Source organism: Rohdeia mirabilis, assembly GCA_007750655.1.
Lineage (GTDB): Bacteria > Planctomycetota > UBA1135 > UBA1135.
This window is the reverse complement of the sequence record CP036290.1, coordinates 1,697,526-1,721,378: the sequence shown is the minus strand read 5'-3', so window position 1 is coordinate 1,721,378 and position 23,853 is coordinate 1,697,526. Positions and strand designations below refer to the sequence as shown.

17 protein-coding genes and 2 pseudogenes are annotated in these 23,853 nt (G+C 70.9%); 4 read left to right on the top strand and 15 right to left on the bottom strand.

Annotated elements, in window-relative coordinates:
- Window positions 1-19: 19 nt before the first annotated feature.
- From Pla163_RS06430 to queC, 5 genes and pseudogenes are all read right to left on the bottom strand, one after another.
- A complete protein-coding gene (locus Pla163_RS06430; protein ID WP_145185344.1) occupies window positions 20-2,614 on the bottom strand; it encodes an ABC transporter permease in 2,595 nt (864 codons plus the stop codon).
- Window positions 2,615-2,658: 44 nt separating this feature from the next.
- Window positions 2,659-3,423 carry an ABC transporter ATP-binding protein gene (locus Pla163_RS06425; RefSeq protein WP_145185341.1) on the bottom strand — a complete coding sequence of 255 codons (765 nt, stop codon included), beginning with the start codon at window positions 3,421-3,423 and terminating at the stop codon, window positions 2,659-2,661.
- 252 nt (window positions 3,424-3,675) lie between these two features.
- Window positions 3,676-4,212, bottom strand: a complete 537-nt coding sequence (locus tag Pla163_RS06420) for a hypothetical protein (RefSeq protein ID WP_145185338.1) — start codon at window positions 4,210-4,212, stop codon at window positions 3,676-3,678.
- Window positions 4,209-4,991, bottom strand: a pseudogene (mazG, locus tag Pla163_RS18825) (nucleoside triphosphate pyrophosphohydrolase); the annotation flags it as partial. The gene Pla163_RS06420 and the pseudogene mazG, both read right to left, overlap by 4 nt.
- A gap of 90 nt (window positions 4,992-5,081) precedes the next feature.
- Window positions 5,082-5,801: pseudogene (queC, locus tag Pla163_RS06415) on the bottom strand (7-cyano-7-deazaguanine synthase QueC); the annotation flags it as partial.
- A gap of 170 nt (window positions 5,802-5,971) precedes the next feature.
- Between queC and Pla163_RS06410 the strand changes: the two are divergent.
- Entirely contained in the window at window positions 5,972-7,129 is a 1,158-nt protein-coding gene (locus tag Pla163_RS06410; protein WP_145185335.1) for an Mrp/NBP35 family ATP-binding protein, read from the top strand.
- A gap of 108 nt (window positions 7,130-7,237) precedes the next feature.
- Here the strand turns inward: Pla163_RS06410 and Pla163_RS06405 are convergent, their stop codons facing one another.
- The 3 genes from Pla163_RS06405 to Pla163_RS06395 all read right to left on the bottom strand — a co-directional run bounded on the left by Pla163_RS06405 (window position 7,238) and on the right by Pla163_RS06395 (window position 14,208).
- Window positions 7,238-8,371: an alpha/beta hydrolase family protein gene (locus Pla163_RS06405; RefSeq protein ID WP_145185332.1), complete on the bottom strand. Its 1,134-nt coding sequence runs from the start codon at window positions 8,369-8,371 to the stop codon at window positions 7,238-7,240.
- A 187-nt stretch (window positions 8,372-8,558) separates the two neighbouring features.
- The gene (locus Pla163_RS06400; protein ID WP_145185329.1) at window positions 8,559-12,422 is read right to left on the bottom strand and encodes a glycosyltransferase; all 3,864 of its coding nucleotides are present in this window, start codon (window positions 12,420-12,422) and stop codon (window positions 8,559-8,561) included.
- The gene (locus Pla163_RS06395) at window positions 12,415-14,208 is read right to left on the bottom strand and encodes a glycosyltransferase family 2 protein (protein ID WP_145185326.1); all 1,794 of its coding nucleotides are present in this window, start codon (window positions 14,206-14,208) and stop codon (window positions 12,415-12,417) included. Before Pla163_RS06395 ends, Pla163_RS06400 begins: the two co-directional genes overlap by 8 nt.
- Window positions 14,209-14,429: 221 nt before the next feature.
- Between Pla163_RS06395 and Pla163_RS06390 the strand changes: the two genes are divergently transcribed.
- The 3 genes from Pla163_RS06390 to Pla163_RS06385 all read left to right on the top strand — a co-directional run bounded on the left by Pla163_RS06390 (window position 14,430) and on the right by Pla163_RS06385 (window position 16,865).
- Window positions 14,430-15,749, top strand: a complete 1,320-nt coding sequence (locus tag Pla163_RS06390; RefSeq protein WP_145185323.1) for a hypothetical protein — start codon at window positions 14,430-14,432, stop codon at window positions 15,747-15,749.
- Window positions 15,750-16,191: 442 nt separating this feature from the next.
- Window positions 16,192-16,365 (top strand): hypothetical protein, encoded by a 174-nt coding sequence (locus Pla163_RS18820; protein WP_419186380.1) that lies wholly within the window; start codon window positions 16,192-16,194, stop codon window positions 16,363-16,365.
- Window positions 16,362-16,865 carry a hypothetical protein gene (locus tag Pla163_RS06385; RefSeq protein ID WP_145185320.1) on the top strand — a complete coding sequence of 168 codons (504 nt, stop codon included), beginning with the start codon at window positions 16,362-16,364 and terminating at the stop codon, window positions 16,863-16,865. The genes Pla163_RS18820 and Pla163_RS06385 overlap by 4 nt, the downstream gene beginning before the upstream one ends.
- Before the next feature lie 20 nt (window positions 16,866-16,885).
- Here Pla163_RS06385 and Pla163_RS06380 read toward each other — a convergent pair whose 3' ends face one another.
- The 7 genes from Pla163_RS06380 to Pla163_RS06350 form a co-directional block, all read right to left on the bottom strand.
- Window positions 16,886-18,025, bottom strand: coding sequence for a radical SAM family protein (locus tag Pla163_RS06380; RefSeq protein ID WP_145185317.1), 1,140 nt, complete (start codon window positions 18,023-18,025; stop codon window positions 16,886-16,888).
- A gap of 86 nt (window positions 18,026-18,111) precedes the next feature.
- Window positions 18,112-19,095 carry a class 1 fructose-bisphosphatase gene (gene fbp / locus Pla163_RS06375; RefSeq protein ID WP_145185313.1) on the bottom strand — a complete coding sequence of 328 codons (984 nt, stop codon included), beginning with the start codon at window positions 19,093-19,095 and terminating at the stop codon, window positions 18,112-18,114.
- Between the two features lie 66 nt (window positions 19,096-19,161).
- Window positions 19,162-20,031: a methylenetetrahydrofolate reductase [NAD(P)H] gene (gene metF / locus Pla163_RS06370; protein WP_145185310.1), complete on the bottom strand. Its 870-nt coding sequence runs from the start codon at window positions 20,029-20,031 to the stop codon at window positions 19,162-19,164.
- Between the two features lie 10 nt (window positions 20,032-20,041).
- Window positions 20,042-20,488 (bottom strand): acyl-CoA thioesterase, encoded by a 447-nt coding sequence (locus Pla163_RS06365; RefSeq protein ID WP_145185288.1) that lies wholly within the window; start codon window positions 20,486-20,488, stop codon window positions 20,042-20,044.
- Between the two features lie 13 nt (window positions 20,489-20,501).
- Entirely contained in the window at window positions 20,502-21,299 is a 798-nt protein-coding gene (locus tag Pla163_RS06360) for a creatininase family protein (RefSeq protein WP_145185285.1), read from the bottom strand.
- Window positions 21,296-22,915, bottom strand: a complete 1,620-nt coding sequence (locus tag Pla163_RS06355; RefSeq protein WP_419186379.1) for a benzoate-CoA ligase family protein — start codon at window positions 22,913-22,915, stop codon at window positions 21,296-21,298. Before Pla163_RS06355 ends, Pla163_RS06360 begins: the two co-directional genes overlap by 4 nt.
- Window positions 22,908-23,780 (bottom strand): serine/threonine-protein kinase, encoded by an 873-nt coding sequence (locus Pla163_RS06350; RefSeq protein ID WP_145185279.1) that lies wholly within the window; start codon window positions 23,778-23,780, stop codon window positions 22,908-22,910. Before Pla163_RS06350 ends, Pla163_RS06355 begins: the two co-directional genes overlap by 8 nt.
- Window positions 23,781-23,853: the final 73 nt, after the last annotated feature.

Below are 23,853 nucleotides of genomic sequence, written 5' to 3'. Positions count from 1 at the left end.
CGGTGCGCGTCGCGGTCGCTCAACCGGCGCGGACGGCGGCCGCCGGACTCGCGCGGCGCAGGCGCCAGACGGGGAAGATCGCGGCCGCGATCGCGAGCAGCACGGTGCCGATCGGGACCAGCGCCCACACCGCGGCGAAGCCGGGCTGGGGCAGATCGAGACCGGACAGCACCTTCAGGGTCCGGACCACCGCCGGGGTGATCGCGGCGCCCAGGGCCAGGCCGAACACCCCGCCCACCAGACCGACGGCGGTGGACTCGAGCAGGACCGAGCCGGCGATCTGCCGGTGGGCGGCGCCCAGGGCGCGCAGGACTCCCAACTCCTTGACGCGCTCGGACGTGGCCAACAGTTGGGCGTTGAGAAGTCCGAGTCCGGCCAGCGCCGCGGTGAGCAGGAGGATGACGTGGAAGACGAGGAAGTCGCGGGTCACGTCGAACACTTCGCGCGCTCGGATCTCCGCCGCACCCAGGACGCGCGGGACCACACCATCGGCGGCGAGCGGACGCAGCAGCGCTTCCGCGAGCAGGACGCGGTCGCCCTCGGTCAGCCCGCGATCGGTCCGAAAACGCACGGCGACGCTGCCGGTGTTCTCGACGTCGATGCAGTAGTAGCGCGCGAGGTGCTGCTCGCCGATGACCGCGTAGGCCCGCTCGTGCGGATCGCGGAAGTAGCCGTACGGCTCGCCGACCGCGCAGATCGTGAACGACTGGGCGCCCGTGCCCGGCGTCACGAGCGTCACGTCGTCCCCGAGTTTCCAGCCCTGTTGGACGGCGAGGCGGTTGCTGACGAAGATGCCGCGGCCCTCGAGCACGAGGGCGCGCAGGCCGTCGTCCTCGGCCAACGGTCCGAAGGTGGCCGCGTCGGGACCGACGCTCTGGATGCGGAAGCCCACGTCGACGCGGTGGTCGCCGAGCTCGAACCCCAGGACGTCGGGATGGTCGAGAGCGTCGCGCACCTCCGCCACGTCCACGTCGCCCAGGCCCGACACCCAGACCTTGTTCTCGAGGGCGTCGCCGGCCCACTCGACCGTTTCCTGGCGCAGGCTCGCGGTGATGCCGGTCAGCCCCACGAAGGCGGTGGCGAGCAAGGTCAAGGCCGAGACGCAGGCCGCGACGCGCAGGCGGCCGTGACTCATGGAACGCGCGGCCAAGAGGCCCGCGAAGGGCAGGCGCGTGCGGGCGAGCCGTGCGATCCACGAGGCGGAGAGCGCCACGGCCCCCGGAACGAGGAGCGGCGTCGCGAACAGCAGCACCAGCACGCCGACGCCGAGCAGTACGACCTCGAGCAGATCGCGGCTGCCCTCCCCCACCAGGTCGACCACGCTGAAGAACACCGCCGGCAGGACGCCGAGAAGGAGCAAGGCCGCGAACAGTTGGAAGCGCCGCTGGCCGCGCTCGTCGTGGGAGGCTTCGCCGCGCAGCGCCTGCACCGCGTTCGTGCTCTGCGCGCGCATCAGCGGGAAGACCGAACCGAGCAGCGCGATCGCGACGCCGATGCCGGACAGGACGAGCACCTGTTCCCACGGCACGTCGAACGACTCGGACACGGTCTTCGAGAGTCCGAGCGACGTGATGCCGCGCGCGAGCATGAGCCGGGCGAGCAGGAGTCCGCCGCCGAGTCCGACCGCGCCGGCGGCGAAGGCGATCAGCACCGCCTCGACGAAGAAGCAACCGGCGATCTGACGCTTGCTCGCTCCGAGGGCGTGCAACACGCCCACGTCGCGCAGACGCTCGGTGAGCGACATCGAGAGCGTGTGGAAGATGACGTACAGGCCGAGCGCGAGCGTCATCAGGCCCGACAGACGCACACCGTTGCGGAACGCGCGCTCGTCGGCCTCCTGCCCCACCACGGCGCCGGCGCGCATGTCGTAGCTGCCGAAGCTCTGGGTCAGTCCTCGCTGCAGACGTTCGAGGTCCACGGAGGGGTCGCGCGCGGCCCACAGTTCGAGCGGCGTCAGGCGCGCACCGAAGAGCTCGACGGCCAGATCGTGCTCCATGCACACGACCATGCCGCCGGCCGCACGACCGATGGCCTCGTCCGCGATCAGGCCGTGGACCTGGAGCTGCACCGCCCCCGTGGCCGGAACCTCCTGGCCGATCTCGACCAGCTCACCGTCCACGCAGCGCTTCGCCGGTCGGCGACCCGAAACGGCCACCTGGAGCGTGGAACCCGGCGCGAGATCCATCAGTTGGGCGAGCTGTTCACCGACCACGAGGCCGGCGGTGTCGCCGGTCAGACTGCCGGCGTTGGACCGCAGCACTCCCATGCGTGCGGCGCGTCCGAGGTCGAGCGCCACGAGTCGCGCCGGGATCTCCGCGTCGCCCGCGCGCAGGACGATCTCGGCCCGTTTGACGCGCGTGGCCTCGAGGATCCCGGGCTGTTCGAGCAGCGCGGCGGAGGGATCGATCGCGTCGCCGGTCGGGCGCACGACCAGGTCGGCGGAGTAGTTGCCCTCCGTCGCCACGTCGGGCTGGAGGTGCAGGATCGTGTTGTGGTCGACCGTGAAGATCGACACGACCGCGGCGATGCCCATCGCGACGCCGAGGACGCTGAAGAGCGCGCGCGCGGGTTTGCGGACGAGCGACGTGGCTGCGAGCAGGATCTGGAGGCGCATGGTGGCGAGGGGCCGGCGGCAGGTGGCAGGTGTCGGAACGGCCTTCAGATGTGCAGCTCGGCCAGCCGCGCGTGCACCTGCTCGACGGTCAGGTCGGGACCCTCGAGCGCGTGCTCCGCGTCCAGGTGACCGTCGACGAGGAACAGCACGCGATCGGCGAGCGCGGCGTCGCGCGGGTTGTGCGTCACGAGCAGCACCGTCGCGTTCTGCTCGTCCACGAGCCGGCGCAACAGCTCCATGATCTCGAGGCCGGCCGACTGGCTGAGGTTGCCGGTCGGCTCGTCGCACAACAGCAGCGGTTGACCGCCGCACAGGGCGCGCGCGATCGAGACACGTTGCATCTGACCGCCCGACAGCTCGTGCGGCAGCGCGTCGAGCCGCCCCTCGAGACCCACGCGCGCCAGGGTCTTCTCGACGTGCGCGCGCTCGGGCTTCTCGCCGCGGATGGCGATCGGGAGGCCCACGTTCTCCTCGACCGTCAGGTTCGGCAGCAGGTTGAAGAACTGGAACACGAACCCGATCGAGTCGCGGCGCAGACGCGTGCGTTCCGCCTCGGGCAGTTCACCGAGCGAGCGGCCGGCCAACTGCACGTCGCCGGTGCTCGGCTCGTCGAGGCCCGCGATCAGGTGCAGCAGCGTCGACTTGCCCGATCCGCTCGGTCCCATCACGCACACGAAGCGCCCCGGTTCGACCTGGAACGAGACGTCGGTGAGCACCGGCACCTCGCGCCCCTTCGGTCCGTGGAAGCGGTAGAGGTTCTCGACGGCGAGGACGGGGCGCGTCGAGACGGTCGGTGCGGTGGGCGGCATGGTGCGAGGGTGGCGAAGGAGGTGGTTCGGCGAGCGCGAGCGGCGCGGACCTAGTGGTGTGATTCGCTCTGTCGAGGCATTTCGGCGTTCCGTACGGGATGCGATGCAAGGCGCGCCGACGACTCGCCCCCTCGTCCATGAGTACCGGGCTCTCGAGTCTCAAAGGAGGCCTGACGCAGCAGCGCGCCCGTACGGGACGATGCCGACATCAGGGGAAACCGTGCCCCGAAAGAGCGAATCACACCACTAGGATCAGCGGCGCGTGGTGTGGAACGAACGGAAGCGTTGGAGCAGCTCGGCGGCGGCGTCGACTTCGTCCGCGCTCCACCGTTCGGGCGCAGCGGCGAGCAACTGCGCGGTCGTGACGCCCGTCGCGCTCTGGGACGCGCCTTGCGGACCGGGCCAGTCGGCGCGCTCGATCAGGTCGAGCGCGGCCTCCACCTGGCGCCGGTCCCACTCCGCGGGCGGCCGGTCGACCGCGAACAGAAGGTGCGGGACGCGCGCGGCGGGCGTGAACTCGATGGCGTAGCGAACGGCCGAGACGCGTTCGCCGATGGCGATGTCGCGGAACTCCCGCGCCAGGTCGCCGAAGCCGACCACGTAGACGACGCCCCCCGTGAACAGGACGAACGGCACGGACAGGAGGGCGAACACCCGTCCGAAGCCGCGCGTCGAACGGGCGCTCGTCGAGCCCACCTCGTCCGCGCGCGTGGTCGCGGCCGTGCTCGGCTCGTTCGGTCCCAACTGGTCCGCAGCCTGTGTCCCGGGCTTCTCGAGGTCGTCGGTCATGCTTCGGTCGTCCGTTCGGTGTTCCGTTTCGCGCGACCCCAGGCTGCCATCCACTGGTCGAGGGTCGCGTCGCGTGCGGCCGGTCCGAGCTCGGTCTCCATCGACCGGAAGCGCGACTCGAAGCGCTGGGTCGCCGCACGCGCGCAGGTCTCGGGATCCAGGTCGAGGTAATTGGCCAACTGCGCCGCCGCGAGCAGCACGTCGCCCAACTCGTGTTCCACGGCGACGCGCTCGCCGCTGGCGAAGGCGTCGCCCAACTCCTCCACCTCTTCGCGCACCTTCGCGAGCGCGCCGGACGCGTCGGGCCAGCGGAAGCCGGTCGCCATCGCCTTCGTGCCCAGGCGCGCGGCCCGCTGCAGCGCGGGGAGTGCGACGGGAACACCGGCGAGCGCGGAACGGTCGTGGGCGGCGCCGCGTTCTGCGCGCTCGGCCGCCTTGATCGCTTCCCACTGGGCGAGCGCGGCTTCGGGGTCGAGTTCGCGCCGCTCACCGAACACGTGCGGGTGGCGCCGCACGAGCTTCTTCGTGGCGTGGTCCGCGGCCGCCGCCAGGTCGAACGCGCCTTCCTCCGCCGCCACCTGACACAACAGCGCCACGGCGAAGAGCAGATCGCCGATCTCCTCCACGGCCGCCGTCGCATCGCCCGAACGCGCCAGTTCGTCGAGGGCGTCGACCGCTTCGAAGCTCTCCTCCACCAATGCGGGCGCGAGCGTGCGCACGGTCTGCTCGCGGTCCCACGGACAGCCGTCGGGCGCGCGCAGACGAGCGGCGAGCCGCAGGACCCTGGCCAGGGCGTCGAGGGTGGTGGACTCGCGCAGGGCGGCGGTGGTGCCGCTCGCGCGCGCGAGGTCCTTCGATTCGGCCGCGTCGGCGTACGCGATCGGATCGACCACGCCCGCTTCCGCGAAACCGGCGAGCCGCAGCCGGCAGGCGTCGCACCGACCGCAGGCGAGCACGCGGCGGGCGCCGTTCGCCCCACCTTCGATCCACGGGTCGTAGCAGGTGTGCGTCAGACCGAGGTCGACGTCGAGCTCGGCCGCGCGGCGCACGATGTCCGCCTTCGACAGCTCCATGAGCGGCGCGTGGACCCGGAAGCGCGCGCCGCCCTCGGTCCCGGCCGCCGTGGCCAGCGCGGCGAGGGCTTCGAAGGCGCCGAGGAACGCCGGCCGGCAGTCGGGGTAGCCGGAGTAGTCGACGGCGTTCACCCCCACGAACAGGTCGGTCGCGCCCAGGACCTCGGCCCAGCCCAGCGCCACCGACAGGAAGACGGTGTTGCGCGCGGGCACGTAGGTGATCGGGACGCCCGCGCCGATCTCCGCGTCCGGCCGGTCGGTCGGCACGTCGATCGAGCCCGTCAGCGCCGAACCGCCGAGGGCCGACAGGTCGACGCGCACGGTGCGGTGGTCGACGGCTCCCTGGGCGCGCGCGACCCGCTCGGCCGCCTCGAGCTCGACCGCGTGCCGCTGCCCGTAGTCGAACGAAAGGGCCCTCGGCGCGAATCCGGCCGCCCGCGCCTCCGCCAGCACCACGGCGGAGTCCATGCCGCCCGAGACGAGGCAGACGGCGGGCGGGCGAGTTTCGTGATCCATGGGGATGGCCGGCGGGGCCGGTGTGTGAGAGTAGCGCGGCGCGACGCGGACCAGAGGCCCTTCCCTTGTCCGCACTCGCGCAGCGACCTAGGTTCCGCCGGCGCCGCGCCCCGCCGACGCACCTTCCCGACCCCGCTCCACCCGCCGTCGCCACGGCCCCACCCCGCCCCATGACCGTCACCAAAGAAGCCGTTCTCGACGCCCTGCGCGGTGTCATCGATCCCGACCTCGGCCGCGACATCGTGTCGCTCGGCTTCATCACGAAGAACGCCGTGTGCGACGGGGCCGTCAGCGTGACGATCAACCTGACCACGCCCGCCTGCCCGGTGAAGGACCAGCTGCGCGAACAGGCGCGCGGTCTGATCGCCGCTCTGCCCGGTGTGACCGACGTGAACGTCGAGATGACCGCCGAGGTGCGCGGTCAGGCCGAGCCGCGCCAGATCGCACCGCACGTCAAGCACGTGGTCGCCGTGAGCTCGGGCAAGGGCGGCGTCGGCAAGAGCACCGCGACCGTCAACCTGGCGGTCGCGCTCGCTCGGACGGGAGCGCGCGTCGGCATCATGGACTGCGACGTGTACGGGCCCGACATCCCGATGATGATGGGGCTCAAGGGCGAGCCGGAGACGACGGCCGAGCGCAAGCTGATCCCCAAGGAACGCCACGGCATCAAGACCATGTCGATCGGCTACCTGCTCGCCGACGAGAAGCCTGTCGTGTGGCGCGGCCCGATGGTGCACAAGCTGATCGAGCAGTTCCTGTCCGACGTCGAGTGGGGCGAGCTCGACTACCTGCTCGTGGACATGCCGCCCGGCACCGGTGACGCGCAACTGTCCCTGGCGCAGATCGTGCCGCTGTCGGGCGCCGTGCTGGTGACCACGCCCCAGGCCGTCTCGACCTTCGACGTGGGCAAGGCGATCGGCATGTTCAAGCAGGTCAACGTCGAGATCCTGGGCGTGATCGAGAACATGAGCTCGTTCGTCGTGCGCGGTCGCGTCGAACGCGCTGGCGCCCCCGCGAGCGACACGACGGTGAAGGTCGACACGGGCCTGGGCATCGTCTCGTGCCCGGTGCAGGAGGACGGCTCGTTCGAGGTGCTGCTCGACGTGTTCGGCAAGGGCGGCGCGGACGCGCTCAGCAAGCGCCACGGCTTCCCGGTCATCGGTCGCATCCCGCTCAACCCGGTCGTGCGCGTGGGCGGCGACGCGGGCGACCCGGTCACCTGGAGCGACCCCGACACCCTCGAGGCGCGCGCGTTCACCGAGTGCGCCGGCAAGCTCGCGCAGCGTCTCGCCATCCGCGAGCACGCGGCGCTGCCGATCCTGCAGTAGCGTCGGTACGGTGTCAGGCACACATGTGCGGCCGGCCGCGCCACGTCGCTGCGATTCGCAGCGACGATGGCGGCCGGCCGCACATGTGTGCCTGACACCGTACCGACGCTACTCGCACCACCCCACCGCCGCATCCAGCGCCTCGAGGATCCCGTTCTGCTCGACGTCGTCGGGCGTGGCGAAGCCGTGGTCCGCATCGGGATACCGCCGCACCGTGACGTCCGTCCGCCCGCGTCGCAGCAGTTCGACGACCACGTGGTCGAACGACTCGATCGGTACCGCTCGGTCGGTCGTGCCCTGGGCCAGGTAGATCGCGGCCTGCGCGTCGACGAGCGACTCGGCCGGGGTGCGCCGACCGTACGAGGACCAGCGCCTGTAGGCGTGCCCGTAGAACAGGTCGTCGACCGAATCGGGCTTCGCCATGATCGCGCGGTAGTCGTCGAAGAGCTTCTGCACCTCCTCCTCGACCTCCGTCTCGGTGAGGCCCTCCGCGCGCAGGTCGTGGCGCAGCAGCATCACCAGCTCGGCCCACTGACAGCCACCGGCTCCGGCGAGCACGGCCACGTGGGTCACTTCGTCGCGCACCGCCGCCAGCCCGGCCGCGATGTCGCCGCCCTCGGAGTGCCCGAGCGCCAGGACGCACGATCGGTCCACCATCGGATGCTCGAGCAGCGCGTCGAGCACGAGGCACCCGTCCCCGACGCGCCCTTCCCAGGTCGAGTGTTCGTGGAACTCGCGCGACGCGCCCTCGGCGTTCCCGGAGTGCTCGGTGCCGCCCAGGAACTCGACGCCGCGCTTCTCGATCACCACCACGTGGAAGCGGTCCGAGTGCTCCGCGCCCAGGTACGCGAAGAGACCTCCGGAGAGGCCTTGGGGATAGCGCTTGAAGACGGACTGGGCGCCGGAGCCCTGGAACCAGAGCAGCAGCGGCTTGCGGGTCGTGAACGCACCGTCCGCGTCGCCGCTGACGTAGATCACCGCGCGCGAGCCGTCCGGACGCTCGATCCCGAACGCGCGCGCCCAAGCGGGCAGGCCGTCGATCTCGATGGGCTCGAGGTCGAGTCCCGTGTGGTGCTCGAACCGGACCTCCTCGATCGGAACCAGCGGACGCCAGGCGGAGTCGCCCGGTTCGGCCTCACGTTCGGCGGCGGACGGGCCGGCGCAACTCGCGAGGAGCGCGGGGACGAACAGCGGAAGGACGACGGCGAGGCGAGCGAGCGCGCGGGGGGGGCAGCTGGGCATGGGAGGGTCGCGGGACGCGGGAACGGGTGAAGAGCCGGACCCTACGCGCCGCCTGTGGCCCGTGTTGGGTGTTCGGTACGGCGTCAGGCACGAAAGTGCCACCTGCCGCCAGAGTCCCTGCGATTCGCAGGGACGCTGGCGGCAGGTGGCACTTTCGTGCCTGACGCCGTACCGAACACCCGACCGCTCAAGCGGCCAACGCGAGACCCGACGGCAGCGCGGCGTCCGCCAGGCCCTGGAGCAGCTGGTGACGCTCGATGCGCGCCAGGTGCGGGCGCAGTCCCTCGAGCGCGGCGCCCGGCACCTTGCGCTCGCGCTCGGCCGCACAGGTGCGCTCGACGCCCTCGATCAGAAGCTCGATCTCACGCGCCTCGGCCTCGAGCTCCGCCGCGAGCTGCTCCCACTGCGACGGCGCGAGCGGCCACGGCAGTCCCGCCGCGAGCCCCAGGTCACCGTGCTTCATCTGGATCCTGTGGATGCTCCGCCCCACGGTGCGCTTGCGATTCGCGAGGGAACGCACGTCCAGCGCATGGTCGTGCCCGCACTCGATCGTCGGGTCGTACACGACACGCAGTCCCGTCTCGCGCTCGAGCCGCAGCCCCATCTCGGAGTCCTCGCCACCGGCCTGCGCGAAGCCCTCGTCGAAGCCTCCCACGCGGACGATCAACTCGCGCGGCAGCGACACGTTGCCGGTGCACAGGGACAGTCCGTGGTAGTGGACGCCGGCCTGCATCAGCGGCTGGGCGAAGAGCGACGTGGTGGTCTCCAGGTACCGGCCCAGCGAGTCCGTCACGTGCTCGGGCAGGAGCGAGAAGCGCCCCACCACGGCGCGCGGCAAGGTGCTCTCGGTCTGGGCCGCGATGTGGCGCGACACCAGGTCCGCTGCCGGAACGGCGTCGTCGTTGAGGAACACGATCAGCTCGCCGCGCGCCACTTCGACGCCGCGGTTGCGCGCGGCACAGGGTCCGAGCGGATCGGTGTGCAGCACGCGCACGCACAGGTGCCCGTTGCGCGCCGCGAGATCGGTCGGAACCGGTGTGCGCGAGCCGTCGTCGACGACGATGACCTCCATGTCGAGCGGGTCGACGTCCTGGAGAGCGAGGCGATCGATCAACTGGCCGAGCTGTGCCCCGCGATCGCGCGTCGGCACGACGATCGACACGCGCGGCGCCGGGAGCGGACGCGCCGCGGGAGCCGCGACGGGCACGCGGCCTTCGAAGCGACGCCGCCAGGAGGCGACGGCCTCGACGTCGACGAGTCGCTCCGCCGCGATCCCGTCCGTGAACTCGTTCGGCTCGCCACCGAGCGGCAGGAAGGCGTCGATCGAGCGGCCGAGACGCGCGAGGGACGCGCCGTCGTGCAGGCCGTCGTCGAGCACCACGTCGAGGTCGACGTCGGCCGGGAACCGGCGCGCGAAGGCGGCCTCGAGCGCGGCGATCGCGTCGGGCTGCATGGGATCCGTGACGGGATCGAGGCGCAGGACGAGCGAGGCGAAGCCACCGGCGACGGCGGGCTCGATGCGCTCCATCAAGCGGTCGAGGCTCACGGGATCGTTCCAGCGCGGCCACGCGAACAGCCTCCGCTCGCTCTGGGTCGCGATCGGCAGCGGCCCACTGCCGTCGGCCAACAGCTCGTCGAAGCCGCCGAGTCCGTGCTCGTCCATCCCGTCGCGGTTGCCTTCGAGCCACCAACTCGTGCTGGCCTGTTTCAACAACTCCGCGAGCTGCTCGACGACCGCCTCGGCCCGAGCCGCGTGCACACCGCCGAGTCGACGCATGTGGCCCGGTCGGATCCGCGCCAGCTCGGCGCAGGTTCTCTCGACCACGGCCGTGGCGGTCGCGCGGGCCCGCGTCTGTTCGTCGCACGTGTCGCGACGCAGCGACTCGTTGCCCCAACGCTCGAGCAGTTCGGGATGCTTGCGCACCAGGCGCACGTAGGCGCGCGCCACCGTCCGACCGCGACGCACGAGGTAGTCGAAGTCCATGTCGTGCCGGTGCACCGCGCGCGCACGCGGGTGGTACAGAACCTGCATGCCGAACTTCTCGAGCCGCACGGCCAGATCGGTGTCCTCGCACCCGTAGTGCCGGAACGACGGATCGAACCCGCCGACCGCGCGCACCATGTCGAGGCGGACGCTGACGTTGCAGGTCCAGAACTTCCAAGCGTCGTAGCGCTGCGACGGATCGAGACTCGCGTAGTCGAAGACCACGTTCGAACGCACGAGCGCCTGGGCCAGCGCGGTCGGGAACTCGGACTCGGGCTGTTCGAACGTGCCCAGCACGGCCAAGCGGTCCTCGCCGACCAACTGCGCGGCGCGGTGTGCGGCCAGGTGCTCGGCCACGCAGTCGGGACGCGGGATCGTGTCGTCGTTGACGAACAGGACGTACTCGCCGCGCGCGACCTCGAGGCCGGTGTTGCGCGCCGCGGACAGTCCGCCGTTCTCGCGTCGCAGGTGCGTCACGGGCACGGGGAACTCGAGCCCGCGCAACAGTTCGTCGGTCCCGTCGCTCGAGCCGTCGTCCACCAGCACGATCTCGAACGTGCCGGGACGCAGCTCCTGACGGCAGAAGGCCTCGAGGCACTCGACGAGCACCTCTCGACGGTCGTAGGTGCAGATCGAGACCGACAGACGCGGGCGTTCGTTCGCGATCGGCTCGGCGGCCAACGTCACGAGACGCGCGTCGGCGCGCGCGCGCTCCCAACCGCTCGCGTAGGCCTTCGACGGAAGCGTGTAGCCGGGCTCGAGCACGTGACCGGCGCGGCCCGCGTGGACGCTGGTGCGCCAGTGGGCGAGGACCACGGGGTGGAACGCGGTGGACGGCAGGCCTTCGAACCAGCGACTGTGGGCGACGAGTCCGGCGTCCCAGGCGGGTCCGGGCGTGTCCCCCATCGCGGCCGGGCTCTGGCGCTGGACGAACTGGCCGTGCTCGTCGGTGAGCATGGAGTCGCAGGTGACGACGTCCGGCACGCCAGCGGTCGGGTTCGCGGTCAGGCGTTCGACGGCCTGGGCGAGGCGCGCGGGCAGGGACGGGCAGCCGGGCCGCTCCAGCGCGACCAACGACGTTCCGAGGGCGGCTGCCGCGGCGCGCAGATCCACGCCGACGGCCGGCGAGATCGAGTGCAGCACGCGGGCTCCGGCGAGGGTCTCGAGGCGCACGAACGCTCCGCTGCGATCGAGTACCACCACCTCCACGTCCACACCGCGTTGGGCGCGCGCGTTGGCCACGGCCGCGGCGGCGCCATCTTCTTCGCCCCTCTCGACGGGCACGATCACGCCGACACGGGTGCGCGGTGCGCTGGTTCCTTCGGCCGGAGCGAAACGCGCGAGCTCGCACAGTTCGCGGTAGATCTCGAGCGCCTCGGTCGGCACCGCGATCTCGGGCACGTCGCGTCGCATGCGGGCGTCGGGGAACTCGGCGTCGATCGCGGCGCCGACGAAGCTCGCCAGGCGTTCGAGGCCGTCGCCGGCCAGGACCTGGTCGTAGTGCAGGAACAGCCAGTCGCCGCCACTCTTCGCCTGCTCGAGGACCGCGCGGTAGGTGGCGATCCACAGCTCGAACGCGCGGGCAGCGTCGAAGTGGACGCCCGCGAGGTACGGCGCGCTTCCGACCTCGGTCACCATGCTCGTCGCCGTCGACGCCGGATGGCGGAAGACGCAGACGAGCGCCGGTGACTCGGCACCGGCGCCAGCGAGCACTTCGCTCCAGGCCGGCAGCGTGAACGAGAAGCGCGGGTCCTTGAAGCAGAACGGCGCGTGGGAGGCCGCAGCCAGGATGCGCTGAGACTGCTCGGCGGTCGCCCGCGCGCGCGCACCCGGAACGGGCACACCGAGCCAGCGCTGACCTTCACCCAGATCGGTGTCGGCCGGAAGCAGACCCGCGAGCAGATCCTCGTTCAGACCGTTGATCTCGGGCGCCTCGAAGAAGCCCTTGGGATTCGCGGCGCGCGGGGCGTGCAGCGACTCACCCATGAAGTAGCCGGCGCGCGCGAGGGCGCCGGTGACCATGCTGGTTCCGCTGCGACCGGAACCGAGGACGAGACAGTTACGCATGGTGGATCACCTCGGTGGTGTTCGACGAGGTCGGGTTCGTCGTGGTCGGTGTCGCCGCGGCGACGGAGTCGTCGGTCGTTCGTTCGAAGGCCCGCACGGCGGCGCGGGCGGTGGCCTTCTCGATCAGGTCGGGGAAACCGGTCAGTCCCGCTTCGTCGAAGCCCGCGAGCAGGCCCTCGATCCAATACACCGAGTGCAGGCGGCGCACGCACTCCTCGAGCGTGTGGGCCAGGTCGCGCACCGTCGCATCCAGTTCGCCACCCGTCGCCGCCACCCGGTCGAGATCGATCTCGGCCAGGGTCCGTGCCGCGCTCTCGCAGAGCGGAATCGCGGGAGCGGAACGCTCGAGGTGCGTGCGCATGTGCTCGGTCGTGCGCTCGGCGAAGGGCTGGCCGACGACGAGTTCGGGGTGGTCGAAGTACAGCCGCACGTGCGCTCGAGCCACGCGGTGTTGCCGCCGGCGGAAGTCCTCGAACGAGAGTCGGTGGCGATGCGTCGCCTGGCACTCGGGACGGAAGAACAGGCGTTGGCCCGCAGCGATCAGGCGCAGGCCGATGTCCGTGTCCTCGCCGCCGCACTCGCCGTAGCCCTCGTCGAAGGCTCCGATCGCGCGCACCACCTCGGTGTCGACGCTGGCGTTGCAGGTGTAGAAGTGCCCGCCGGGGAGCTCCTCTCCGGCGACGAAGCCCGCGTACCCGAACACGAGGTTCCCATCGTCGAGCACGCGATTGAGCGCGTTGGCGAGGATGTCGTCGGGCTGGCGGAACGTGCCGAGCACCATCGCCCCGGCGCCCAGCTCGCGGTGCGCCTCGAGGTGGCGCCGGACGAGGTCGGGTGCGGGAATCGTGTCGTCGTTGACGAACAGCACGCGCGCGCCACGGGCCACGGGCAGGCCGAGGTTGCGCGCGGCGGAAGCACCGGCGCCGCGGGGCAAACGGTCGTACACGACTCGAACGTTCGTGCGGACGTGGGGCAGGACGCGCGACGTGGCGTCGCTCGAAGCGTCGTCCACCACCACGATCTCGAGCGTCCCGGGCCGCACCAGCTGGCGCGCGAAACCGGCGATGCAGTCGAGCAGGATGTCGCAGCGGTTGTGCGTGGCGAGCAGCACCGTGATCTCAGGTCGCTCGAGCGGCGTCTGCTGCGCGAGACGGTGCAGCTGGGCGTCGACGCGCACCGTGGCCACGTGTTCGGTGCTCGCTTCGAGCTCCACCTCGACCAACGCGTTCGTCACGTGACCCAGCACCCCACTCGCGCGCGCGGCCGTCCAGAGGCCGAACTCGGACGGCGCGAAGGCGGCGCGGTCGATCGTGGCGAGCAGCGGACGACGTACGCACACAGTCGCGTGCCACAGGCCCGGGAGGTCGTCGTCGCACAGGTCGAGCGCGCGCGTCTCGCGGTACGGCTCGCCCGCTGCGTTCGTGCTGGCGAGCGCGAGGTCACAGGTGACCAGGTGCAGGCTCTCGTCGGATGCGAGCGCAGCCAGCTGGGTCCGTGCGCGATCCGTCCCGTAGCAGGCCCGCGCCTCCCACACGAGCACCGCTTCGGCGTCGGTGGCCTCGAGCGCGCGCACCAGACCCAGTCCGCGCGACGGACTCGGCTCGCGCAGGACGGTGGCGCCCAACTCGGGGCCCTTGCCCTCGAGTTCGCCGGCCAACGTCTGGTCGACGAGGACGGGGGTGAGTTCACAGTCGCGTTGGGCGCGGATCTCGGTCAGAGCGCGTTCGAGGTGGGGCAGAGCCTCCTCCCGCACGAGCACGACCGCACAAGCGGTGGGGTATCGCATCGTCCTCGGTCGATCGGAGGCCCCCGCCGATTCCTTGAGGAAGGCGCGCGCGCCAGGAGCGTGGCCGGGAGGGTCGCCGGGGCCCGAGGGCGGGACGCCGACGGCCGTGACGAGCGCGAACTGCTCGGAGGCGGGCGGGGAGGACGTCTAGGGTCCCTTGAAGACTGATTTGCACTCCCCTGATGCGCGAGCGCGGCTCCGCGACCCCGATCCCGGTCCACATGGTTCCAGCCACCACCGCTCCAGTCGTCCCCGCTCCCGCCAGCGCCGCACCGTCGCTCGCGGGCCCACTGGCCGGCGCCACACTGTTCGCGCTGCTCGCGAGCGCACCGGCCCTGGCCGAGTCCGAGCGGGTGACGTGTGGCCTCAATCCGCCGCAGAGTCTGGTGGTGATCGCGGGAACCGGCGTCCTCGGCGAGGCCCTGGTGGTCGGGATCGACAACCCGCTCGGCACGCAGATTCCGGGCGCGTGCACCTTCTTGATCGCGTCACTCGCGAAGGACTCCCCCACCCCGTGCGGGACGACGGCGTTCGGACTGAGCATGCACGGCTACCACGTCCCGGGCGAGTTGGTGGTGTCGCTCGACCCGCTCGACCTCGTCGGCATCTGGAGCGGCGCACCGTGGGCCGGACCGGGAACGCCGAGCACGGTCCAACTGCTGCCCCCCGACGATCCGGCGCTGGTCGGACTGCGCATCGACCTGCAGGGCCTCGTGATCGATCCGTCCGGCGCGGGCGCAGTCGTGGTCGGCGCGACGGAAGCGCTGCGGGTCACGCTGGAGGCCGCGTCGAGCCCGTTCGCTCCGCGCTTCGAGGACCTCGAAATCGGCGCGCGCGAACTCGAGTTGGACGTGAGCGGTTCACCCACCCTCGGCGCGCCCGCGCTGTCCGAGAGCTGGAGCCACGAGGACCCGTCGCCCCTGACCGCGTTCGCGGCCGCGTCCGCCGTCCAGTTGGTGGATGCGAACGGAGCGCCCGTCGCCGAGGCCAGCGGGCGGCACACGTCGATCGTCGGCGCGCGGCGCATCGTGGCCTCGATGGAGGCCACGGCCGTGGCCTCGAGTGCGCTCTTCGACCACAGCGCGCGGGCGCGGTCGGAGCTGTGGGTCGAGTTCCGACTCGTCGAACGGGTGCGCGCCACGCTCGCCATCGAGGCCTGCGCGAAGTCTGGCCTGTCCCAGGGCTACGCGATGCTGCTCGGCGACGGCAGCCAACTGTTCAACGCGACCGCGACCGACGGCGCGACGAAGGATGCCGCCTGGAAGGGTTGGCTCGAGCCCTGCGCGTACCTCTTGATCGCGGGCAACCACAGCCTCGTCCAGATGCAGGACGGAACGTCCGACGGTTCGCTCGAGCTGGAACTGCGCCTGCTCCACGCCGCCGATGCGAACGCGGACGGCACCGTGGACGCGGCGGACCGGGCGACGTTCGCGCTCGAGTTCGCCCTGGGCACGCCGTGCGCCGACATGGACGGCGACGGCGCGGTGGATGCCGCCGACCAAGCCCTGTTCGACCTCGCGTGGGCGGATGGGGCGGGGTGACGCGGGGCTTCGTCGGGGAACGGTGACGACGAGCGCTGCGACGCGGGGCTCCACTGGCGTCCACACGGGCTAAGATCGGCGCCCGCCTGGGGCACCCGATCTTCGGAGCACCGCCATCGCATCTGCACTTCCTCCGCACACGGACGTCGCCGTCGAAAGCACCGACTCGCCGAGACTGCACCGACGCTCGCTGTGGAGCACTCGGCCGCGCGAGATACGGACGCGAGCGACCGCCTTCGTCCTGGCCTGGTCGCTGAGCTGGCCCGTCCACGCGCTCGGACTGCTCTACGTACGCGCCGCGTCGTTCTGGGGCTCGTCCTCGAGCACGCTCCGATCGTGGATCGACGTGCTGCTCGTCGCCGGAGCCGTCAAGGCGGCTGTGGGAATCGTCCATTTCCGCTGCTCCACGCGCGGTGGACAGCGGGCTGCTCGCCGATCCCTCGTGGTCCTCGTCGCACTTCAGAGCGCGTTCGCAGTCTTCTGGGTGCTCGCCTTCGCGGGGCTCCTGCCCGGGACCGACGCCGCGGAACTCGGTCTGTGGTTCGTTCCCGCGTCGTCGATCGCGATTCTCGGGATCGCGCTGCGCGGGCTCCGCAACGAGGAACGCGCACGATGAACTCTGACCGAAGACTGTCGCAGCGCCACCGCGCGACAGGTGTCCCGCGCGACCGCCGCGCGCTGGCCGGACTCGTCGCCGCGGTGCTCGGACTCGTGCCCCTGCGCATCTCGGTCATGGCGACGGTCACGACGTTCGTCGCGCCCCACTGGGGACCTCGCGTCGAGCCTTCGAGTTCGCCGCTGGCCACATCCGTCCTGATCGTCTCCGCCACTGTCGCCGCCCTACTCGGGCTCGTCGCGATCGTGGCGCTGTTCGGCCAATACCTCGCGCACCTTCTGAACGGTGCAACCGTCAGGAGGCGCCTCGCGACGCTCGGCTCTTGGCTCGCGCTCGGCCACATGCTCGCGTTCGGGTCGGTTCTGGCGACCGCGCCGCTCGCACTCGAGTACGCCGTGGACCTGTGGTGGTTCCTCGCCCTCGGCCTGTCGCTCGGACAGTTGCTCCTGGCCCGCTTCGCGCGCGAACAGCGAAGTGCGAGCGTCGCGGACAACGCTTGAGCTTCGAACCACCGACGCGCTCAGGCGAACGGGTGCTCCCCCACCTCGCCCGGCTCGCGCGCCTCGAAGTCGAAGATGGCGCGGGTGCGCTTGAACTTCTTCGTCACCTCCGCCATCAGGCCGATCGTCCAGTGGCACTGGCACCAGTCGGTCGAACAGGCCGAGGGCTTGGTGCGGATCTGGAAGTCGTCGTCCCAGATCGAGCCCATCTTCTCCTGGGCGAACGGGCAGTTCAGCACCTGGCCGGTGACCGGGTGCACCTCGAGTGCGTCCTGCCCCGCGTGGCACGCGACGCCGCGCGACGGAGCGCCCGACATGTAGTGGTGCACGAGCGGGCGGTCGGCGAAGAACTCCTCGATGCGCGCGTGGTCGGCCTCGGTGTAGGCGTCGGGATAGCTCTTGCCCTCGAACTCGCCCTTGAAAACGTTGCACGTCATCGCGATGCCGTGCTGACGCGCGATGTAGCGGTAGACGGGGAAGAGCTCGAACTGGCCGGGCGTGAGGATGAAGTTGATCACCACCGATCCACCGTTGTCGACGACCCAGCGGCAGCGCGACAGGAACAGGTCGAGGTCGCGGTCGTGGTCCTTGAACTCGCTCGGGTGCAGGCTCGCGGTCAGGCCGAGCTTGCCAATGTCGACACCCTCGGCCAGCTTCTCGATCGGGCGCGAGAGGTTCGTCGGGAACCAGAAGCCCTTCACGTTCTCGCGCGCGGACAGGCGGCGCAGCGTCTCCCAGAACGGCTTGACGGTCAGTGGCTCGCCCTCGGTGCCGATCGCCAGGTAGAGCGGGCGCGGAATGGTCGCGATGCGATCGACGGTGCGGTTCCAGTGGACGACCGCCTTGTCCTCGGTGGCTCCGTCGCGCCCGTCGTGGTCGAGGTAGCAGTAGGTGCAGCGGTAGTTGCACAGGGTCGTCGGGCAGTTGCTCGAGACCAGGAGCGGCACGTCCGACGGCTCCTTGAACAGGAACGCGTGGCCGGGGCGGGCCGCGACGCCCGTGCTGCTCGAGGGCGCCTCGGGTGCGGGAGCCGTGGGCGCGGACGCCGCCACCGCGCGCTCGCCGAAGAGCTCGAAAGGCGTGACGCGCAGGCCTCCGGCGAGGGTGCTGCGGGCCGCGCTGGGTGCGGAATTCGTCGAACGGGAGGTCTGCGGATCCATCCCCCGTCCATCGGCGCAGGGCGGTTCCAGCGTCCACAGCGGCTCCGAAGAGGTCCCGGGCGCGGGAGCCCACGCTGCGAACCTGACTACTTCAGGTGGTCGTACACGCGATCCACCTCGTCCGGGCTGCCCAGCACGATCGGGACGCGCTGGTGCAGTTCGGTCGGCCGGATGTCCATCGCGCGCTGGTCGCCCGACAGCGCCTTGCCGCCGGCCTGCTCGACCAGCATCGCCATCGGGTTGACTTCGTACAGGAGCCGCAGCTTGCCGTTCGGGGACGACTCGGTCGGCGGGTAGAGGAACACCCCGCCCTTGAGCAACGTGCGGTGCACGTCGGCGACCATCGCACCGATGTAGCGGCTCGAGTAGCCGTTGCTCTGGGCCCAGTCGAGGTAGTCGCGGTAGCCCTGGGGCATCGAACGGCGATTGCCCTCGTTGAGCGAGTAGATCTTGCCGGTGGCCGGAATCTGGAGGTCGGCCTTCACGCGGAAGAACGTGCCCACGTTCGGATCGAGCTCGAAGACGTGCACGCCGTCACCCGCGGTGTAGACGAAGACCGTCGACGACCCGTACAGCACGTAGCCGGCTGCCACTTGCTGGGTTCCCGGCTGCAGCACCGAGTTCACCGGATCGTCCGCGCGCCGGTCGTGGCGCAGCACCGAGAAGATCGTCCCCACCGCGCCGCAGGTGTCCAGGTTGGACGAGCCGTCGAGCGGGTCGAAGAGCACGTTGTAGCGGCGCTCGCCGTCGGTCTGCAGACGCAGCGCGTGCACGTCCTCCTCCTCCTCCGAACCGAGGATCGCGACCGGCTCCTTCTCGCCCACGTTGTGCCGCATGATGCGGTCGGCGATCACGTCGAGCTTCTGCTGGACCTCGCCCTGGACGTTCTCGGACTCGAGCGCACCGAGCACGCCCTCGAGCCGCGCGCGGCGGATCTTGGCGGCGATCATCTTCGCCGAGACGGAGACCGAGATCAGGATCCAACTCAAGGCGCCCGTCGCTTCGGGGTGCTTGCGCTGGTGATCGACGAGGTGGCTCTGGAAGGTGACGACGTCCTTGGAGGTGGTCATCGAAGTGGCGGACGTTCGGGGGGAGGTGTGATGGGTGCGGACGGACAGCGCGCTGCCGCCGACGGTTCAGAGCGCCTTGACGGACGCCAGGATGGAGCGCGTCGCGTGGCTCTTGTTGAGCGTGTAGAAGTGCAGGCCGGGAGCGCCGGCCGCGATGAGCGCGCGGCACTGGAGCGTCGCGTGCTCGATCCCGGTCGCCATGACGGCGGCGGCGTCGTCGCGGATCGGGTCCAGACGCACCCGCAGTTCCTCGGGAATCCGGGCGCCGCACATGGAGGTGAAGCGCTCGATCTGGGCCACGTTCGTGATCGGCATGATGCCCGGGATCACGGGCACGTCGATGCCGGCGGCCCGGATGCGATCGACGAACGCGAAGTAGTCGGCGTTGTCGAAGAAGAGCTGGGTGACCAGGAAATCGACACCCTGCTCGACCTTGTGCTTCAGCCAGCGGACGTCGGACTCGAGCGAGATCGCCTCGGGGTGCCGCTCCGGATAGCAGGCGCCGCCGAGGCACAGGTCGAACTCGCCGCGCAGGTGCTCGACCAGTTGGCTGGCGTTCGCGAAGCCGCCGTCGACGGCGCTGAACCGCGTCTCGCCCTGGGGCGGATCGCCGCGCAGGGCCAGCACGTTCTCGACGCCGGCGTCGACCAGTTCGCGCACGATCTCGGTCAACTCGACGGCGGTGTGCCCGACGCAGGTCAGGTGCGCCATGGCGGTCAGACCGAGTTCCGTGTGGATGCGCCGCACGCACTCGAGCGTGCGCTCGCGCGTGCTCCCGCCTGCGCCGTAGGTCACGGACACGTAGCCGGGAGACAGCGCGCCCTTCAACTCGGCGACGGTCTCCATCAGCTTCTCCGCGGCCTTGTCGGTCTTCGGCGGGAAGAACTCGAAGGAGAACACGGGCTCCTTCTGGGCGAACAGTTCCTTGATCTTCACGGCGTCGGGATCAGGCGCGGGAGTCGCGTCGTTTCGGGGGGGCGTCCTCGAGGATCGCCTCGAAGCGTGTGCGGTAGGCGGCGGGAATCTCGAGCGGCTCGAGGGAGTCCAGCTCGACGCAGACGGTGGTCATGCGCGCATCCACGCAGACCTGGTCGTCCACGCGGTACTCGTAGCGCAGGCCGAGCGAACTGCGGCCGAGCTTGAAGCAGGTGATGCGGACGAGCGGCCGATCGCCGAAGCGCAGCGGCCGCACGAAGTCCACGTCGGCGTGCACGAGCGGGAAGCCGATGCGCTTCTCCTGCAGGAGGTGGTAGTAGCGCTCCCCCACGTGCAGTTGCCACAGCTCCTCGAACGCTTCGTGGATGAAGTCGTAGATCTTGGGGAAGTAGGCGATCCCCGCCGGATCCACGTGGCCGAAGCGCACGTTCTGCTGACACTCGAAGATCTTGCCCATGTGCGTGCGCGTCTCAGACGCTCCCTTGGAAGCGTTCGGGCCAGGCCTCGCGACAGGTCACGACGGTGATCTCGGCCAGTTGCTCGAGGATCTCGCGACCCTTCTCCGCCGAAGCGGCCGCGGGCTCGCCGCAGTAGGCCTGGTCTGCGCCGAGTTCGCGGAAGGACTTCACGCCGGACTGGATGCCGGCGACCAGACCGACCTCGCGACCGGGCAACGCCGCCATCACGTCGGTCCGCACTCGATCCGGATCGGTGGCCAGCACGATCGACGTCTCGTAGTCACCCGCGTGGCACTCGCCGGTCGCGAACTCCGCGCCCAGGGTCGAGGTCCATCGACGGCGCAGCTGGTCGGCGAGGATCAGGTGCGCCTTGTTCTTCGTGATCGCGCCGTGGTCGAGGACGACGCCGCGCAGGACCTTCACCTGCTCCGGCTCGAGGTGCGCGTTCGTCATGCAGATGCGGCGCACGCCCTGTTCCTCGAGCGACTTCACGATGTCGTCGATCATCGACCACAGGGTTCCCGGGCGCAGGCTGACGCGCCCTTCGAAGCCCTCGGTGAAGAACGTCACGCCGTACGACAGGGGCGGCAGCACGAGCGCGGGGACACCGGCCGCCACCAACCGGCGCGCGGCGGCCTCGGCCTGGGCGCTCGAGATGACCACGTCCACGTCGAGCGGCAGGTGCGGCCCGTGCGGCTCGGTCGCGCCGGTCGGCAACAGGCAGATCGGGTCCGCGGCGAACAGCTCGCGGGCCTCGGGCCAGGTCAGGTCCACGAGCCGGTGGCGCGCGAGAGGCTGGGCGCCGCTCATGCCTGCACCTCGCCGCGCTCGACGCGCGCACGCATCACCTTCCGATCCACCTTGCCGCGGTCGTTCTTGGGCAGGTCGTCCACCCACTCGAACCAACGCGGGTACTTGTGCGGAGCGAGCGTCGTCTTGACGTGCGTCACGAGCTCGGCCGCGAGAGCCTCGTCGCCGCGAACGCCGCTCGCCGGCACGACGAACGCCTGGGGCTTGACGAGGCCGCCGGCGTCCTCGCGCGCGACGATGCAGACCTCGTCGACGGCCGCGTGCGACAACAGCGCGTTCTCGATCTCCAGCGGCGAGACGAAGATGCCCGAGACCTTGAGCAGGTCGTCCGAGCGCCCCTCGTACGTGTAGTAGCCGTCGGCGTCGCGCTTGAACACGTCGGCCGACACGCACCACGCGCCCTGGAACGTCTCGTTGCTGGCCTGCTTGTTCGCCCAGTAGCACAGGGCCGTCGAACCGCCGCGCACGGCCAGTCGTCCGGGCTCGCCGTCGGGGACCGGAGCGCCCGTGTCGTCGACGATGCGCGCCTCGTAGCCCTCGACGACGCGGCCGAGGCTGCCGGGCTTCACGTCGCCGGGGTGGTTCGAGATGTAGATGTGGAACATCTCGGCCGAACCGATCCCGTCGAGGATCTCGGTGCCGGTCCGTTCCATCCAGGCCTTCGCGAGCGCTTCGGGCAGCGCCTCGCCGGCCGACAGCACGAGGCGCAGGCTCGAGAGATCGGCCGTCGCGATGCGCTCGTGGCGCAGCATCGCGTTGATCATCGTCGGCACCGAGGTCAGCACCGTCGGCCGGTGGCGTTCGATCGCGTCGAACAGGGCGTCGGGCGTCGAGCGCTCGGGGAACAGACCCGCGCGGCCGCCGAAGCGCAGCGGGAACATCAGGTTCGTGCCCGTGGCGTAGCCGAAGAACAGCTTCGGCACGCCGACACACACGTCGTCCGGTCCGTAGCCGACCACGTTCTTGGCGTAGGTCTCGGTCGAGTAGGCGTAGTCGCGCTGGACGTGCACACAGCCCTTGGGCCGACCGGTCGAGCCGCTGGTGAACAGCCACCCCGCCAGGTCGTCGGGTCCGGTGGCCGCCGTGCGAGCCGCGGGCGACGACGGGTCCTCGGCCGCCAGAGCGCTCGTCGCGTCGATGTGTCCGGGTGCGGCGCCGGCCGCTCCCCCGACGACGATCAGGTGCTCGCACGACTCGCTCCGGGCGAACGCCGGCGCCATCTGTTCCAACGTCTCGGCGTGCACGATCGCCACGCGGCAGTTCACGTAGTCGAGGTACTCGGCGTAGCTCTCCTCCTTCAGCAGCGGCGACACCATCGCGAAGGCCGCACCGGCGCGCAGGACGCCGAAGAAGGCGTCGGAGTAGGCGAAACCGTCGGGCAAGCAGATCAGGACGCGCTCCTCGCGCCGAACGCCGAGCCTTCGCAACAGGGCCGCCATCCGCTTCGAACCGTCGATCAGCTGGGCGTAGGTGCGCGACTCGCCGTGCACCTCGAGCGCCACGCGGTCGGGGCCGTGGGTCGCGGCCGGCTCGTCGAGGTAGTACTCGGCGAGGTTGAAGCGCTCGGGCAGTGCGAGGTCGAGCTCGCCGCTCGCGTCCAGTCGAATCTCAGACACGGGCGCCCCCCGCGACGGTCTCGAGCGCGGCGCGCAGTTCACGCGCCGTGCGGTAGCGCCGGTTCGCGTCGGCGTAGAGCCCGCGGCGCACGACCTCTTCGAACGCGCCGCGGCTCGCGAGCTTCGGGGCACGCTGGGCGAACGTCGGCGGCTCGGGTGCGAGCTTGGACTGGAAGACCTCGAGGAACGAGCGACCCGCGAAGGGCTGCACGCCGGTCGCCAGTTCGAACAGGAGCGTGCAGACGTTGTAGATGTCCGACGCCGGGCCAGGCGCCTCGCCGCCGAACTGCTCGATCGGCGCGTAGTACGGCGTCCCGATCAGCGCGGTGCGTTCACCGAGATCCTTGGCCGTCCACAAGCTCGGCGTCGTGCCGCCGTCGACGAGCATCACGTTCGGTCCGTCGACGTAGACCGAGGTGGGCTTCACGTCGCCGTGGACGAGCCCCGCGGCGTGCAGGTCCTCGAGGCCACGCGCCAGAGCCAGTCCGATCTCGACGACGCGCGCGGGCGCGAGCGGTTCGCCGGCGGCTTCGTCCAAGAACTGCCGCAGCGACCGCCCGGTGGCGAGGTCGGTCACGACGAACGCGTTCGGTCCCTCGACGACGACGGCGCGCACGCGGGCGACGCGTTCGCTGCGCAGCGCCATCCAGGGCTCGAACGTGGCGGCGAAGGCGCGCGCCTGGTCCTCGCCCTCGAACAGGCCGGCCGAGAACGACTGGACCTCGCACGGCTCGTCGCGTTCGCGATCGTGGGCCTCGAAGGCCACCGAGAGGCCGCCCTGACGCCAGGGCGACTTCAACTCGAAGCGGTCGGCGACGACGCGCCCGGGGGCGAGCGCGTCCGCGAAGGGGGCGGGTTCGGTCATGGCGATCGGAAGGGGGAAGGCCGACCATCCTATCGCCGGCGCGGGCGGAACCGACCCGCGGCGGCCCGCCCAG

Bases quoted from the DNA above. Each gene is read 5' to 3' on its own strand.
- Pla163_RS06365 (WP_145185288.1), bottom strand. From the start codon at position 20,488: ATGGGCAAGATCTTCGAGTGTCAGCAGAACGTGCGCTTCGGCCACGTG.
- Pla163_RS06395 (WP_145185326.1), bottom strand. From the start codon at position 14,208: ATGCGATACCCCACCGCTTGTGCGGTCGTGCTCGTGCGGGAGGAGGCT.
- Pla163_RS06410 (WP_145185335.1), top strand. From the start codon at position 5,972: ATGACCGTCACCAAAGAAGCCGTTCTCGACGCCCTGCGCGGTGTCATC.
- Pla163_RS06425 (WP_145185341.1), bottom strand. From the start codon at position 3,423: ATGCCGCCCACCGCACCGACCGTCTCGACGCGCCCCGTCCTCGCCGTC.
- Pla163_RS06350 (WP_145185279.1), bottom strand. From the start codon at position 23,780: ATGACCGAACCCGCCCCCTTCGCGGACGCGCTCGCCCCCGGGCGCGTC.
- Pla163_RS06405 (WP_145185332.1), bottom strand. From the start codon at position 8,371: ATGCCCAGCTGCCCCCCCCGCGCGCTCGCTCGCCTCGCCGTCGTCCTT.
- Pla163_RS06360 (WP_145185285.1), bottom strand. From the start codon at position 21,299: ATGAGCGGCGCCCAGCCTCTCGCGCGCCACCGGCTCGTGGACCTGACC.
- fbp (WP_145185313.1), bottom strand. From the start codon at position 19,095: ATGACCACCTCCAAGGACGTCGTCACCTTCCAGAGCCACCTCGTCGAT.
- Pla163_RS06420 (WP_145185338.1), bottom strand. From the start codon at position 4,212: ATGACCGACGACCTCGAGAAGCCCGGGACACAGGCTGCGGACCAGTTG.
- Pla163_RS06390 (WP_145185323.1), top strand. From the start codon at position 14,430: ATGGTTCCAGCCACCACCGCTCCAGTCGTCCCCGCTCCCGCCAGCGCC.
- Pla163_RS06385 (WP_145185320.1), top strand. From the start codon at position 16,362: ATGAACTCTGACCGAAGACTGTCGCAGCGCCACCGCGCGACAGGTGTC.
- Pla163_RS06430 (WP_145185344.1), bottom strand. From the start codon at position 2,614: ATGCGCCTCCAGATCCTGCTCGCAGCCACGTCGCTCGTCCGCAAACCC.
- Pla163_RS06380 (WP_145185317.1), bottom strand. From the start codon at position 18,025: ATGGATCCGCAGACCTCCCGTTCGACGAATTCCGCACCCAGCGCGGCC.
- Pla163_RS06400 (WP_145185329.1), bottom strand. From the start codon at position 12,422: ATGCGTAACTGTCTCGTCCTCGGTTCCGGTCGCAGCGGAACCAGCATG.